The sequence below is a fragment of the Sorangium aterium genome (genome assembly GCF_028368935.1).
GTDB classification, from domain to species: domain Bacteria; phylum Myxococcota_A; class Polyangia; order Polyangiales; family Polyangiaceae; genus Sorangium; species Sorangium atrum.
This window is the reverse complement of record NZ_JAQNDK010000006.1, coordinates 478386-492858: the sequence shown is the minus strand read 5'-3', so window position 1 is coordinate 492858 and position 14473 is coordinate 478386. Positions and strand designations below refer to the sequence as shown.

Annotated in this window: 14 protein-coding genes; 3 read left to right on the top strand and 11 right to left on the bottom strand. The window is 71.9% G+C overall.

Going from position 1 to position 14473, the window contains the following annotated elements; all coding sequences use genetic code 11:
- Positions 1 to 45: 45 nt before the first annotated feature.
- The 3 genes from POL72_RS45920 to POL72_RS45910 are packed head-to-tail and all read right to left on the bottom strand — an operon-like array spanning position 46 to position 2161.
- Positions 46 to 648, bottom strand: coding sequence for a hypothetical protein (locus tag POL72_RS45920; protein ID WP_272103247.1), 603 nt, complete (start codon positions 646 to 648; stop codon positions 46 to 48).
- The gene (locus POL72_RS45915; protein WP_272103246.1) at positions 648 to 1502 is read right to left on the bottom strand and encodes a hypothetical protein; all 855 of its coding nucleotides are present in this window, start codon (positions 1500 to 1502) and stop codon (positions 648 to 650) included. Before POL72_RS45915 ends, POL72_RS45920 begins: the two co-directional genes overlap by 1 nt.
- Positions 1499 to 2161: an RNA polymerase sigma factor gene (locus POL72_RS45910; protein ID WP_272103245.1), complete on the bottom strand. Its 663-nt coding sequence runs from the start codon at positions 2159 to 2161 to the stop codon at positions 1499 to 1501. The genes POL72_RS45915 and POL72_RS45910 overlap by 4 nt, the downstream gene beginning before the upstream one ends.
- Before the next feature lie 310 nt (positions 2162 to 2471).
- Here POL72_RS45910 and POL72_RS45905 point away from each other — a divergent pair, with 310 nt between their 5' ends.
- From POL72_RS45905 to POL72_RS45895, 3 genes are all read left to right on the top strand, one after another.
- A complete protein-coding gene (locus POL72_RS45905; RefSeq protein ID WP_272103244.1) occupies positions 2472 to 3476 on the top strand; it encodes a rhomboid family intramembrane serine protease in 1005 nt (334 codons plus the stop codon).
- Between the two features lie 93 nt (positions 3477 to 3569).
- Complete coding sequence (locus POL72_RS45900; RefSeq protein WP_272103243.1) at positions 3570 to 4271, top strand: PA14 domain-containing protein; 702 nt, start codon at positions 3570 to 3572, stop codon at positions 4269 to 4271.
- Positions 4272 to 4401: 130 nt separating this feature from the next.
- On the top strand, positions 4402 to 5703 hold the full coding sequence (locus POL72_RS45895; RefSeq protein WP_272103242.1) for a GTP-binding protein: 1302 nt from the start codon (positions 4402 to 4404) through the stop codon (positions 5701 to 5703).
- 21 nt (positions 5704 to 5724) lie between these two features.
- Here POL72_RS45895 and rodA read toward each other — a convergent pair whose 3' ends face one another.
- The 8 genes from rodA to POL72_RS45855 all read right to left on the bottom strand — a co-directional run bounded on the left by rodA (position 5725) and on the right by POL72_RS45855 (position 14254).
- On the bottom strand, positions 5725 to 6861 hold the full coding sequence (gene rodA / locus POL72_RS45890) for a rod shape-determining protein RodA (protein WP_272103241.1): 1137 nt from the start codon (positions 6859 to 6861) through the stop codon (positions 5725 to 5727).
- A complete protein-coding gene (mrdA, locus tag POL72_RS45885) occupies positions 6858 to 8813 on the bottom strand; it encodes a penicillin-binding protein 2 (RefSeq protein WP_272103240.1) in 1956 nt (651 codons plus the stop codon). Before mrdA ends, rodA begins: the two co-directional genes overlap by 4 nt.
- Complete coding sequence (locus POL72_RS45880) at positions 8810 to 9334, bottom strand: hypothetical protein (RefSeq protein ID WP_272103239.1); 525 nt, start codon at positions 9332 to 9334, stop codon at positions 8810 to 8812. The genes mrdA and POL72_RS45880 overlap by 4 nt, the downstream gene beginning before the upstream one ends.
- 4 nt (positions 9335 to 9338) lie before the next feature.
- Positions 9339 to 10196: a rod shape-determining protein MreC gene (mreC, locus tag POL72_RS45875; RefSeq protein ID WP_272103238.1), complete on the bottom strand. Its 858-nt coding sequence runs from the start codon at positions 10194 to 10196 to the stop codon at positions 9339 to 9341.
- Between the two features lie 149 nt (positions 10197 to 10345).
- The gene (locus POL72_RS45870) at positions 10346 to 11380 is read right to left on the bottom strand and encodes a rod shape-determining protein (protein WP_276598056.1); all 1035 of its coding nucleotides are present in this window, start codon (positions 11378 to 11380) and stop codon (positions 10346 to 10348) included.
- Between the two features lie 114 nt (positions 11381 to 11494).
- Positions 11495 to 11656 (bottom strand): 50S ribosomal protein L33, encoded by a 162-nt coding sequence (gene rpmG, locus POL72_RS45865; protein WP_012235039.1) that lies wholly within the window; start codon positions 11654 to 11656, stop codon positions 11495 to 11497.
- Positions 11657 to 11851: 195 nt separating this feature from the next.
- Entirely contained in the window at positions 11852 to 12781 is a 930-nt protein-coding gene (locus tag POL72_RS45860) for an RNA recognition motif domain-containing protein (protein ID WP_272103237.1), read from the bottom strand.
- A 519-nt stretch (positions 12782 to 13300) separates the two neighbouring features.
- Complete coding sequence (locus tag POL72_RS45855) at positions 13301 to 14254, bottom strand: prolipoprotein diacylglyceryl transferase (RefSeq protein ID WP_272103236.1); 954 nt, start codon at positions 14252 to 14254, stop codon at positions 13301 to 13303.
- Between the last annotated feature and the right edge of the window lie 219 nt (positions 14255 to 14473).

Below are 14473 nucleotides of genomic sequence, written 5' to 3'. Positions count from 1 at the left end.
CGAACGCGCGCCCGTCGCAATTGCAGACCACGGTGAGCGCGCCCTTCAGCGCGGCTTTTCCCCGGGGCCCTTCAGGGCCTCGGTGATCACCTGGTCCTGGATCGAGATCGCCCGCTCCAGCAGCCCGACCGCCCGCGCGCGGGCCTGCGTCGCCGCCTCGCGGTCCCCCTTCGCCTCGAGCGCCTTCGCGCGGCGCTCCTCGACAACACCCGCGACCTCATAGAGGTGGCCCTGATAATGAGAAGGCGCCGGCGCCAACCGGAGGCCCGCGTCGATGTCGCGCGCCGCGGCGTCGAACTCGCCGGCCTCGCTCCGGAGCTCCGCCAGCCGGGCGTACGTATCCGCCGTCACCTCGGCGACCTCCGGCGGCGCCCCCGGCGGCCTCGGCGCGGCGATGATCCCCTCCAGGGCGCGGAGCGCAGCGGCGCGATCGCCCGCGTCGAGCGCGACGTCGGCGGCATGGTGCGCTGCGCGCGCCCTCGAGAGGAAGGCGAGGAGCGTGGGATCGACGACCTGGGCCGGGGCGCACGCGCACGCCGGATCGCCCGGGCCCCCTGCAGCGCGCGCCCGCTCGTCGCCCGGGGCGCACCCGAGGTGCGCCGCCGCGAGGAGCCCCAGGCAAAGGGCGACCAGGTGCGAGCCCCGCATCAGCGCACCCCCCACGCCGCGTAGCGGTTCTGGCGCAGATCCGACGCGCGCGCGGCGGCGATGCGGTCGATCCGCTCCGTCTGACCGCCCTCCCGAGGAAAGGGCGCGGCCGGATCGAAGAGAGCGGCGGTCGAGCGCGCCTCGATCAGCAGGGGCCGCGCGGCGACCGCCGCGGCCGGAGCAGCGGCCGCGGGCGCGCGCGCGACGGAGGCGCGCTCCTCGCTGCTGTGGCCGAAGATCAGCGCCACGGCCGCCGCAGCCGCGGCGAGGGTCGAGAGCGCCGCCATCGTCACAGGCGCGATGCGCCGGGGGCCGCGCGCGGGCGAGGCGCGGAAGGCCTGGTCGATGAGCGCGCGCCCCCGGAGCTCCGGGAGCGCCGCCGGACGCCACGCGGCCCGGAGCGCAACAGCGAGCTCCGCGAGCTCGTCGCGCGCGTCAGGCGAGCCGAGCGCCCCCTCACCCCCGGAGCCGCCGCCGTGCCCCGGCCGACCGCCGAAAGCGGCGCGGGGCTCGATCGCCTCCCGCAGGCGCTCGGCGGCGCGCAGCTCGGCCTTGGTCGGCGGCGCGCCCTCGTCACCGAGCGCGCGCGCGAGCAGCGCCTCGTGCTCCGCCCTGTCGAGCCCGGCGGGGCGAGCCGCCGCCCTGAGCGCGTCCGCGAGCGGCACCTCGCCGCGATCGAGCGCCTCCGCGAGCTCGCGCGCCGCGCGCAGCTCGTCGTCGGACGCAGGCGCGAAGGGCTCCGCGGCAGGCGCGACGAGCGCGAGCCGCCGGCCGCGATCCGCGCCGACGCGGCGCTCCAGGGGGCCGTCGCCGGCCGGCGGCGAGCGCGGATCCGAGGGCGGCCGCGGCTTCATCGCGCTCCTTCCTTGCGCTCCGCGCGCGGCGCGGCGAGCGCCTTCTTCAGCGCGGTCATGGCGCGGTGCAGGACGACATCGAACGTCGCCACGCTGACGCCGAGCGCGAGGGCCACCTCGTCGCGAGGCCGCTCGTCCAGCACCCGTAGCCGGATGGCCTCGGCGTAACGGGGGTTGAGGCGCCCGAGCGCGTCCTCGACACGCGCCCGCGCGTCGGCGAGATCGCGCTTCTCGCAGAGCTCGGCCTCTCCACGCGCGGTGAGGTCGGTCTCCGCGGCGTCGATCTCGCGCTGAAGATCCTCGGGCTCGAAGAGCGCCTCGCGGCGGCGCGCGCGGAGCATGTCGAGCGCGATCCGCAGCGCGATGACGCGGAGCCAGGGATAGATGCCGCAGCTCTGCCACTGGAACTGGTAGAAGCGCTCGATCACGCGCGCGTACGTCTCGGCCAGAGCGTCCTGCGCGGCCGCGTCGGAGCCGAGGCGGGGCAAAAGCACCGCGCGGTACAGCGCCGGCCCGTACTTGCGGAGCAGCTGCCCGAGCGCGAGGCGATCGCCCTGCGCGGCGCGCTCACACAGCAGGCGCTCCGCCTCGAGATCGGGCCTCGCTGCTGCAACCGCCGTCACAGCGGCGACGATACCCGGACGCAGAACGGAGCGCACCGGTGTCCGCCTCGCGCCCCTCTCGGGCCGGCGCGCCCCGCGGTCGAGGAGCCCCCGCGCGCCGCCGTCGGGCCGCCGCGCGCCCCCGGCGAGGAGGGCGCGCGCACCGGCAGGCGGAACCGCAGGCGAAACCGAGCGCGGGAGGGCCACGGCATTCACCCCTCGACAACGGCCCAAAGCCGTGGACCTTACGGCCAGGAGCCGCCACATTGTGCCGGCCTCCACGCGGAGCGTCCGACGTGAAAGGAGCCCAGGTGACCCTCGATACAGCGTTCAGGTCCCCCCCATACCCCGGCTTCGGGACCGCCCTGTGACGGCGGGGCCGTCCGGCGAACGGAGGCGCTCGCTGCACTGCGCGCGCTGCGGCGCCCTCAACGGTGGGGACTTCAGCCGCTGCATCCGCTGCGGCGCGCCGCTCCTCGCGCCTCCTGCCCACGCCGCGCCGACCAGAGGACGCCTCGACGGGCGAAGCCTGCTCGCGACCAAGATCCTGGGCGGGCTCACGGCGTTCGTGTTCGTCGGCCAGCTGATGGCCGCGCACTCCCGCGATCTCGGCCTCCTCTCGCCGTGGGACGCGTCGAGCTACCTCCGCTTCGGCGCGCTCCTCCTCGTGCCCGGCGCGCCCTTCGAGCCGTTCCGGCTGCTCTCTGCGGTCTTCGTGCACATGGGCGTCCTCCACTTCGGCATGAACATGGTGACGCTCGGCATGCTCGCCCGCGCCGCCGAGCCCGCCGTCGGCTCGGCGCGGTTCGCGATCACCTACGTGCTCACGGGCCTGTGCGGCTTCGGCGCGAGCGCCGCATGGAACGTCTTCGTGCAGCCCGAGGTCGTGTGCACCGCGGGCGCGAGCGGCGCCGTGTTCGGCGTGATGGGCCTCCTGCTCGGCTGGCTGCTCCGCCGCCGCGACCCGCGATGGAAGGACCTCGCGCTCCAGGCCGTGTTTTACATCGTCCTCTTCGGCTTCGTCGTGAACGCATCGAGCACGGGCGTCCGCATCAACAACGCCGCGCACATCGGGGGCCTGGCCAGCGGCGCGCTGCTCGGGCTGGCCTACGCGGGCCCCGCGCGCGGCCGGTACGAGGGCGTGATGAACGCCGGCGCGCTCGCCAGCGTGCTCGCCTGCCTCGCCGCGCTCGTGCTCGCCCAGCGCTCGCCGGTCTGGCGCGCAGCGGAATCGCTCGACGGGAACGCGCGGCAGGAGGCGCCCGGGCCCGCGCTGCACGGGCAGTCCAAGCGGCCTCCCGAGGACGCGCTCGAGGCGCTCGGCCCTCGGCCGGCAGGCTCGCTCGTGCCGGGGGCCCCTGACGCGACGTGACGCTGATTGCGGCGCACGGCTCGAACGTCTAAGCGCCATCCTCGCATTCACGCGGGGACGGGACAATCCGCCCGTTCCCTCCCAGGAGACGTCATGGTCCGAACCTCGTCGCACATCGCCTCGTGCGTGCTTGCCGCGTCTCTCCTCAGCGGCTGCCATGTCACCATCCAGAGCGGCAACACGCCGGCAGAGGCCTCGCCGCCGCCCCCGCCGCCCGCAAAGAAAGCCTCCCGGTCGCGCAAGCCGGCCAAGCCCGACCCGGAGCCGGAGCGGCGCAGGACCCAGAAGTGGCGCCTGCCCACGAACAACGCGCCGCGCATCACCGCCCCGAACGCGTTCGGCAACGGGGAAGGCGGCGCCTTCCGGGGGCTCGCCTACGTGCTCCCCGAGAACACCCAGAAGCTCCCGAGCTTCGACGGGCTCGTGCCGTTCGCTGTGCTGTACACGGACAAGTTCGAGGTGAAGTCACAGGACTTCTCCGGCGGCTTCCCTGGCGCGCTCGCGCAGAACGAGTGGTTCGCGATCCGGTTCGAGGGCGAGTTCAAGGCGCCCCAGGAAGGCGTGTTCCAGCTCAGGCTCACCTCGGACGACGGCGCGATCCTCTACATCGACGACAAGCGCGTGGTCGCGAACGACGGCGTCCACAGCGCGAAGACCGTGGACGGCGAGGCCCGCCTCACGGAGGGGACGCACCGGCTGCGGCTCGACTACTTCCAGGCGCAGCGGGGCCAGGTCGCGCTCTTGCTCCAGATCGGCCAGAAGGACAAGTTCGAGCCGCTCGTCGGGCTCCGCTGACGGAGCGCCGCGCGGGCCGCTCCGCGGGCGATCCGCCCTGGCGGGCACGCGGGGCGCGCGGCGGGCTTTCATGCGCCCGCGCACGCCGCGGCGCCCTCGTCCGCCTTTTCGTGTATCGTCGCCGGCGCCCATGGCGTCGGTGAACCCACTGTCGCGCGAGCTCGTCTTCAAGATCGTCTATTACGGGCCCGGCCTGGGCGGGAAGACGACCACGCTGGAGTACTTGCACGCCACGGCGAAGCCCGAGTACCGCGGCAAGCTCGTCTCCCTCGCGACGCCGGTCGATCGAACGCTCTACTTCGACTTCTTGCCGGTCCGGCTCCCGCAGCTGCGCGGGATGAACGTGAGGCTCCAGCTCTTCACGGTGCCAGGGCAGGTCTACTTCAACGCGACCCGAAAGCTGGTGCTCACGGGCGCGGACGGCATCGTGTTCGTCAGCGATTCGCAGGCCGTGCGCGCCGACGCCAACCTGGAGAGCATGGAGAACCTGCGCGAGAACCTCGCCGAGCAGGGGCGGGCGCTCGATCACCTCCCGCACATTTTCCAGCACAACAAGCGCGATTTGCCTGATTTGCTGCCGCTTTCGGAGCTCGACGCGATGTTGAACCCGTCCCGCGTCTCCTCGCTGGCCACGTCGGCGAAGACGGGGCTCGGCCTCTACGAGGGGCTCGAGGAGATCAGCGCCGCGGTCCTTCGCGCGTTCGAGAGCCGCCTGCCTGACGCGATGGGGAGCGGGCTGGGCGGGTTCGACGCGATCGAGGGCGGGCTCGCCACCGCCCTGCGCGACGCGTCGCCGCCGCCGTCGGCGCCGCTCGACGCGGTGATCTCGAGGCTCGCGCCGCCCAGCAAGCCGTGGTCGACGATGCCGCCGGACTCGACGATCGGCGATCCGAGCGAGGGCGCGGCCGCGCCCGGCGCGACGGCATCGCCTCGCGTCGAGCTCGCGCCGCGCAGCGCCGGCGTCAGGGATCCGGTGAGCCGCGGGCTCCCGTCGTCGCTGCAGCTCGCGGCCCGGAGGCTGGCCGCGCCGGCGGACGCCCCGGCGACCGCGCGCGCGGACGGCCCGTCCGCGGCGACGAAGCACCTCGCCCAGCCGGGCCTCTCGTTCGTCGCGCTCTGGCCGACCGCCGAGCGGGAGGCGATCGCGGAGATCGAGGCGGCGATCGCCGCGGAGGGGTATGCCGTGGCGATCGAGCGCTGCGACGCGCTCGTCGCGGCGATCTTCGACAAAGCGGCGGAGCTCGCGGGATCGAGCGGCACGGCGCGCGACCCCGCGACGGTGCCGGCGCTGCTCGGCCTGGACGGGCGCCGTTACCTCGGCTTTCGCGCCGTGGTCCGCAGAGCGCGCGCTGGCGGCGAGATCACCGAGCGCGACGCGCTCAAGGCCTTCGCGTTCGTCATCGAAGCGCGGCTCGCCGAAAGCGCGATCTGACGCGGTCCGTACGGCGCGCCATCACAGCCGATCGAGCGAGGCGACGCCGGAGTAGCGGCGCATCGACACGCTCATGAGGAGCGCGATCGCCACCATCACCGTGGTCACGCTCGATCCGCCGTACGAGAACAGGGGCAGCGTGACACCGACGACCGGCAGCACGCCCGACGTCATGCCGAGGTTGATGACCGCGTGCCAGAAGATGATCGCGGCGCAGCCGACGCCGAGCACCGCGCCGAAGCGATCCTTCGCCATCGACGCGATGCGGATCCCCCACACGACCAGGAACGCATAGAGGCACACGAGGACCATGCACCCGATGAACCCCCACTCCTCGGCGAAGACGGGGAACGGGAAGTCCGTGAACTGATCCGGCAGGAAGAGGAACTGGTTCTGGGTGCCCCGCAGGTACCCGCTGCCGAACAGGCCGCCGTTGCCGATCGCGACGCGCGAGTGGTGGGCGTGCCAGCCTCGGTGCAGGAGATCTTCCTCGGGGTGGAGGAACACGAGCACGCGCGCGCGCTGGTAGTCGAGCAGCACGTACTCCCAGACGATCGGGATCGCCACCGCGATGGACACGACGAACAGCGCGGCGCTCCTCCACCGCACGCGCGTGACCGCCGCGATCGTCAGGAAGACGAACACGAGGATGAGCGCCGTCCCCAGATCGGGCTGCTTGAGCACGAGGAGCGCAGGGACCGCCGTCAGCGCCGCCGGGATCGCCAGATCGCGGAGGGTGCGGCCCTCGTTGCGCGGATCGTCGTGCAGGAACTTCGCCAGCGCGATGACCAGGAACACCTTCATGAACTCGCTGGGCTGGAACCGGAACGCGCCGAACTCGATCCACCGCGCGGAGCCGCGCACGTCGCGCGCGAGCACGAAGACGAGCGCCAGCGAGAAGACGCCGAACGTGTAGAGCACGTAGCCGAGGCGCTCCAGGTGCCGGTAGTCGAGCGCGATCAGCACGCCGCCGATGATGCCGCCCATGAACAGCCAGTACACCTGGCTGATGTAGAGCTCCGCGCGCGCGCCGGAGTAGACGCTCGTCGCGCTGTAGAGGTTGACCACGCCGAGCACCGCGATGGACACCGCGGCGATGAACAGCGGCCAGTCGAAATGATCGCGATCGCGCGAAGAGAGAGAGTCACCCCGGATCATGGCGTGCGCCCCGACGCGGCGGGCGCGCGGCCCGCGCTGCTCTTGCCCGCTCGCGGCCCCTCGTTCGGGCCGCCGCGACGCTCCTTCGCGAGCTCCTGGTACGCGCGGACGACCTCGAAGGCGACCGGCGCCGCGTGCTTGCCGCCCGTGCCGCCGTGCTCGACGAGCACGACGACGGCGACCTCGGGCGAGCGCGTCGGCGCGTAGCCGGCGAACCAGGCGTGCTCGCGGTTGAAGTACCAGACCCGCTCGGCCTCGACGCCGCGGGTGAGCCGGTGCGAGACCTGCGCGGTCCCCGTCTTGCCCGCCATCTCCACGCCCGCGACGCGCGCCTTGAACGCCGTGCCGCCCTCCTCGTTCACGCCGGCGACCATCGCCCGGTGCACGAGGGAGAGGTTCTCCGGCCGGATGTCGATCTGGCGGCGCACGCGCGGCGTGAACTCCTGGACGACCGTGCCGGCGCTCGTCTCGACGGCCCGCACGATCTGCGGCTGGTACAGCGTGCCGCCGTTCGCGAGCGCCGCGTACGCGAGCGCGAGCTGGAGCACCGTGACCGTCGTCGCGCCCTGCCCGATCGCCGCGTTCAGGCCGAAACCGAGGCGGAACTGGCCCTTGTTCCGGAGCGTCATCCACGCCCGGGTGGGCATCCTGCCCCCCGCCTCGGCGTTGATGCCGAGCCCCGTCCGCGCGCCGAGCCCGTAGCGCTGGCCCATCTCCGCGATGACGTCCATGCCGACGCCGTACTCCGCCGCCAGCCGGTAGAAGTAGACGTTGCACGACTCCGCGATCGCCTGCTGCATCGCGACCGGCCCGTGCACGTGCGTGCACCGGAAGGTGCGCTTGCCGAACGTCAGCGCGCCCCGGCACCGCGAGGACTGGCGGGGATCGATGAGCCCCTTCTCGAGCGCCGCCAGCGCGGTGAACGGCTTGAACGTCGAGCCGGGCGGGTACGCCCCGGACAGCGTCTTGTCGAGCGCGGGCTTCAGCGGATCGGAGTAGAGCCGCCGGAACGCGTCGCGGATGACCTGCTTCCCCGAGCCGCCGGAGAGCGCGTTCGGGTTGTAGCCGGGCTTCGAGTACAGCCCGAGGATGCGCCCGGTGCGCACGTCGATGACCGCGACGCCGCCGGCGAGCTCGCCGCGCATCGCCTTGTCGATCGCCTTCTGGATGTCGGCGTCGAGCGTCAGCCGGAGATCGCGGCCGGGGATCGGGTCCACCCGCCGCGGCTCCTCGATGATCCCGTCGCCGCCCGCCCTGCGCCGCCCCTTGGCGTCGACGAGCACCTTCTCCCAGCCGCGCGTGCCGCGCAGGTAGCTCTCCCAGGCGCGCTCGATCCCGGTCACGCCGATGCGATCGCCCTCGATGTAGCCGACGCTGCGGAGCGACGCGAGCCGCTCGGCGTCCACCTCGGCCATGTAGCCGAGGACGTGCGAGCCGACCTCCTCGTACGGGTAGTAGCGCACCGGGACAGGCACCACGTCGACCCCCGGCAGCTCGGCGTCGTGCGTCGCCAAGGTCGCCACGGCGTCGCGCGAGATGTCCTCCTTGAGCAGGATCTGCTGGTTCTTGCGCGGGCCCTCGTCGGCGCGGATCGAGGTGATCAGCGCCTCGAGCCTCGCGCGCTCCTCGATCCCGACGCCGAGGTACTCGACGAGCTTCGGCCAGATCGTCTCCATGTCGAGGCGCCGCGGGACGACGTAGACGTTGTACGACGGCCGGCTCGCCGCGAGCACCTTGCCGTTCTTGTCCCGGATGATCCCGCGCGTCGTCGCGAGCGTCACGCGCCGGACGATGTTCTCGCGAGCGATGGCCTTGTTCTCGTCGACCTCGAGGACCTGCAGGTAGAACAGGCGCCCGAGGAGCACCATGAAGCCGACGACCATGCCGAGCGCGATCCACCGGAAGCGCCGGCGGAACTCGCTCACGTCGGAGCGCTGGACGAGCAGGCTCACCGCGGGCTCTCCCCTGGCCGCGGGACGTTGATCGTCGCCTGGTGCACGCGCTCGGCCAGCCGGAAGACGAACGGCGCGAACAGCGCCGTCGAGACAGCGTGCGGCGCGACGAGCCGGGCGAGCGCGCGGGTGCGCGCCGCGTCGCCCCCGAAGATGGCGGTGAGGATCACGATGAGCACCCCCTCGACGAGGCCGAAGACGAAGGCCAGCGCGATCTTCGTGAGGAGCGTCTGCGCGGCGAGCCGCACGCCGGCCGCCCGCGACACGACGAAGGTCGCGACGGTGATGAAGGTGAACAGCCCGACCGGCGCGCCGGTGAAGAGATCGAGCAGGTACCCGAGCAGGAACGCGAGCGCGGCGCCCCGCGCGATCGAGTACTCGTGCACCCCCATGAACACGACGAGCGGGAGGAGAAGGCTCGGCGTGGAGCCCGGGATGTTCAGCTTGCCGATGAGCCGGAACAGGTTCGACTGAAGGATCAGCAGGGCGGCCCCCATCGCCAGGAACGCGGAGTTTCTCATCGCGTCACCTCCGCTGCGCCTGGGGGGGCGTCTCCTCCGGCGGCGTCGTCGTCACGATGAGCACCTCCTCCAGCCGCGAGAAATCGACCGCGGGCGCGACGTACACCTGCTGGTAAATGCCGAAGTCGCGGCGGACGACCTGCGTCACGGTCCCGACCGGGATCCCCTTCGGGAAGCGCCGGCCGACGCCGCTCGTCACGAGGAGATCGCCGACCTCGATCTCGTCGGTGCGCTGCACGTACTCGACGCTGCAGGAGTACTTGCTCTCGTCGCCCGTGCCGCGGACGAAGCCGCGCGCACCGGTGCGCTCGACCACCACGTCGACGCCGCTGCCCCCGTCGACGACGAGCCGCACGTCGACCGTGTCGCCGGCGCTCTTCAGCGTGGTGCCGACCACGCCGTCCGCGGAGAGGACCGGCAAGTTGGAGACGATGTCCCGCGCCTCGCGATCGAGCGTGACGCGAACGACCCGGAAGAAATCGTTGGTGCTCTTGCCGACGACCTGGGCGCTCACCACGTCGGTCCGGAGGCTCTGGCGCAGGTCGAGCAGCCTGCGCAGGCGGCGGTTCTCTTCCTCGAGCGCCTCGAGCTTCCGCACCCGCTCTCGTAGGCGGGCGACCTGCGAGGCCTGCCTGGCGTTGTCTTCCTTGACGTCGACCAGGTAGATGTAGTCGCCCCAGAGGTTCGAGATCCCACGCGCCAGCGTCGCGGCCGCGTACTGGATCGGCGCCGCGATGCTGATGATGATCCGGTCGGCGCCCGTGTTCTGCTTGGGGTCGCGCATGCTGGCGCGCAGGAACCAGAACGGCACCGCGAGCGCCAACAGCACGATCACGAAGTCGCGGTAGCGTTTGAGGTTCACCGTGGCTCCCGGACCCAGGTAGTACGAGGCGCCCCGCGAGGCCACCCCTCTCGACGCCGCGCGCGGCGCCCACCCCGGCGCGGGGCGGCTCGCCGCGCGCCGCAAACACCCCCGCCGGCGTGCTCACGGGCGGGACACGAAGACGACCCTCAGCTGATCGTGACCTCTTTCAAGAGCTCGAGGTGATCCAGCGCCTTGCCGCTGCCGAGCACCACGGCGCTGATCGGGTCGTCGCACACCATCACGGGCAACCCCGTCTCCTCGCGGAGGAGCACGTCGAGGTTCTTGAGGAGCGAGCCGCCGCCGGTGAGCACGATGCCCTTGTCGACGATGTCGGCCGCCAGCTCGGGCGGCGTGCGCTCCAGCGCGATGAGCACGGCGTCCACGATGGCGTTCGTCGGCTCGCTCAGCGAGTCGCGGATCTCGTCGGAGTTGACGACGACCGTCTTGGGGATGCCCGCGACCATGTCGCGCCCCTTGACCTCCATCGTGAGCTGCTGCTCGAGCGGGTACGCGTTGCCGATCGTGATCTTGATGCGCTCCGCGGTCTGCTCGCCGATGGCCATGTTGTACTTGCGCTTCATGTAGGCCATGATCGACTCGTCCATCTTGTCGCCGCCGACGCGCACGCTCTGCGAATAGACGATGCCGGCGAGGGAGATCACGGCGACCTCGGTCGTGCCGCCGCCGATGTCGACGACCATGTTGCCGCTCGGCTCGGTGATCGGCAGCCCGGCGCCGATCGCCGCCGCCATCGGCTCCTCGATGAGGTAGACCTCGCGCGCGCCAGCGCCCTCGGCGCTCTCCTTCACCGCCCGCTTCTCGACCTCGGTGATGCCGAAGGGGACGCAGATGATGATGCGCGGCTTGACGAGCGTGCGGCGGTTGTGCGCGCGCGCGATGAAATACCGGAGCATCGCCTCGGTGATCTCGAAGTCGGCGATGACGCCGTCGCGCAGAGGCCGCACCGCCTGGATGTTGCCTGGGGTGCGACCGAGCATCTCCTTCGCCTCGCGGCCGACGGCGAGCACCTTCTTGCCGCCGCGAGCATCGCGCTGGACGGCGACCACCGAGGGCTCGCATGACACGATGCCCTTGCCCTTCACGTAGATGAGCGTGGTTGCGGTGCCGAGATCGATCGCGAGATCGTTCGAGAACAGGCCGTAGAGCCAGTCGAAGATCATCGCTTCGCCCTAGAAAGGAAAGAGGTTAAGCCGAGCACCACGGAGGACGCAGCAACCCGACCCGGGGCCCGCTTGCGTGGGCCCCGGCGGCAGCGGCCAGCGGTGCAGCGTGGCCTAGCCCTTCGAGATCTTGCCTTCTTTGTGCTCGGTGTGCTTGCGCTCGGTCGGGCAGAACTTCTTGATGACGAACTTGTCCGTCATCGTCCGCTTGTTCTTCGTCGTGTGGTAGTTCGCGCGGCCGCAGTTGCCGCACGTCAGCTTGATGATGTCGCGCATCGGAGGTCTCCGAAGACAGGGCCGACCTGTTTCCACAGGCGGCCCTGGTTGAACCTAGGCACGGGCAGCACGGGAAGCGCTAGCACCGCAACCGGCGGGGGGCACCAGAGGACGTGTGCCGGATCAGCGACGCCCGACCGCCCGTCTGGAGGGCGCTACCCTACGAGAAACGATGCAGTTGTCAACCGGGAGCGCTCATTCGTCGTCCCAGTCGTCACCGGTGCGGCCGCGATCCCAGTTCTTGTTGTTGCTGCGCTTGCCAGCACCACCAGCGCCGCCACCGCCACCACCGCCGGGAGGACCATCCCCGTCGTGACTGCCGCGCCGCCGGCGATCATCGAAGGTCTTGCGCGCAGGCGGCGGAGGAGCTCCGCCACCACCACCGGCGAAGCCGCCGCCGCCGCCGCCGAAGCCACCGCCGCCGCCGCCGAAGCCGCCGCCACCACCGCCGAAGCCGCCGCCACCACCGCCGAAGCCGCCCGGGCGGTCCTCGCGCGCCGGCCGCTCACCCTTCGGGTGTGCGAGGTTGACGACGAGCCGTCGACCACGCACGTCCACGCCGCGCAGGGCATCGATCGCGCCGCGCGCTGCCTCGGCGCTCGCCATCGTCACGAAGCCGAAGCCGCGCTTGCGACCGTCAGGATCCATCGGGAGGTGGACCCGCACCACGGGACCGGCGCCCGTCGCGCCGATGAGCCCCTCGACTTCCTCGACGCTCGCGTCGTAGGGGAGATTGCCGACGTAGAGGGTGCGATCGGGCGCTGCAGCCGGCCCGCCGCCGCCCATACCGCCACCGCCGCCAGGGCCACCTGGGCCAGCGCCGGGACCACCGCCGGGGCCCATCGGGCGCCCCTCGCGCCGCGGCGGCTCGGCCTGGAAGGGGCGGACCGAGATGGACTTGCCGCCCTGAAATGAACCGTCGAGCGACTCGCGCGCGGCGTTGGCTTCGCCGGTCGTCGAGAGTGTGACGAAGCCGAACCCGCGCGGACGACCCGTCGCGCGATCTTTCGGAAGACTGACCTCGACGACGTTGCCGCCGGTGGCCTCGAAGAGCTGCCGCAAAACGTCTTCGGTGATGGAGTCGGGCAAGCCCGCCACGAACAACTTACGCGAATCTTCAGCCATTGTAGAAAAACCTGGGGTTGGCCCCTGCGTTCCCTCTTATTTTGGTCCACTCGCTCCGTGATCGATGTCGATGATGCGGAGCCTTTCGCGAGCGCGCCTCGATCGCCCCTCCGTCGGCGGAAGGAGCGACCGAGCTCAATCGAGCGAAGGTCGGCGGGCCGACCCTCTGGTGCAAACTCCACCCCACGATATCTGGCGCCCCAGGCGCGTCAAGGGACCCGCCACGGGCGGGCGAGCCAAATGAAGGCCCGGAAGGAGCCGTCCCGGGCCCCCCGCGCGCCTTGGGGGCCTTACGCCCCTCACCCGAGCGCCGGTCCGGAAGACTGAGGGCGCCCCAGGCGACCAGGGGCTCCTCAGCGCGCGCACTCCGTCACAGGCGGGCGTGGCCAGGCCGGCGCTCGGGACGCCCAGCGGTCGGCAGGGCCGAGCGGTCCAGCGCCAACCAGCGTATGAGCGCATCGCGCGGCGCGGATCTGTCCGAGACCCGAAACGACCGGTCCACGGCGCCCAGGTGCGGGCTCACCTTTCGGCCCGGGCGCGGGAGGCCCGAGGCGCCTCGGGCTCATCGTCCTCGTCGGACGGGTCGTCGTCGGCGACGCGCGGCGAGCCGTCCAGCGGGTCCGCGCCGGCGCTCGACGGCTCGCCGCGCGCCGCCATGCGCAGGAAATAGAGCCCCACCGCGAACAGACCGAAGCAGGCCCACTGCGCCGGAGTGAGACCGCCATAGCGCGGATCGCCGCCGACGACCGTGCCCTCTCGCTCGCGCAGGAAATCCAGCGCGAACCGCACCGGAGCGTACGCGGTGCACATGATCCCCGTGTAGAAGCCGAGCGGACGATGGGGGTTCCGGCGCCAGAGCACCGCGAACGCGATCGCGAGCGGGATCGCGAGCACACACTCATACAGGCCGAGATCGAACCGGCCGACGTGTCCCGTCCCGAGCGGGTATTGGACCGCGAACCATGCGTCGGAAATGCGGCCCGGATGATCGTGGACCGACGCGCAGCCTGCGCGCCCGAAGACCCACGCGAGCGGAAACGCGCTGTTGACGACCTCGCAGTAGGGCAGGATCCGCTCGCGGCGATAGAAGCGCCACGAGAACGCGCCGATCAGCGCGCCGGTGAAGCCGCCGAAGCTCGACAGGCCGTCCCAGAGCGCGAAGAGATAGAGAGGATCCCGGGCGACGCGCTGCGGGTGATAGAAGATCGCGTCGAGGACGTGCCCGCCGATGAACCCGGCCGCCACGACCCAGAAGATGAACTCGCTCATCTTCTTCTCGTCGAGGCGCCGCTCGCGGGCGTGCCGCGTGGCGACCATGGCGCCGATGTAGACGCCGAGCGCCACCAGCGTGCCGAACGGCTTGATCGACGGCGGCTTCGCCGGATCGATGAGCTGCCCCACGAGCGGGATGTGCTCCAGGAACGCGAGCGGGATCTCGGGGAGCTCGATGTAAGGGATCAGAGGGCCTGACACGCCGCTCCCCTAGCGCAGCGACGGGGCGAAAGCCATCCGCCGTCGATGACGTCGGAGCGACAAGGCCGCGCCACGCGCCGCGGACGGCTCGCTGGGCGCGGCGGGAGCGCCTGGGACGCAGCGAGGCCGCCTTCGCTCGATCGGCGATCGCGCCGTCGCGCCATCGCGCCGTTGCGCCACCGCGCTCGGGCGAAGTCCGCCGCGACGTCGCGCCGGTGT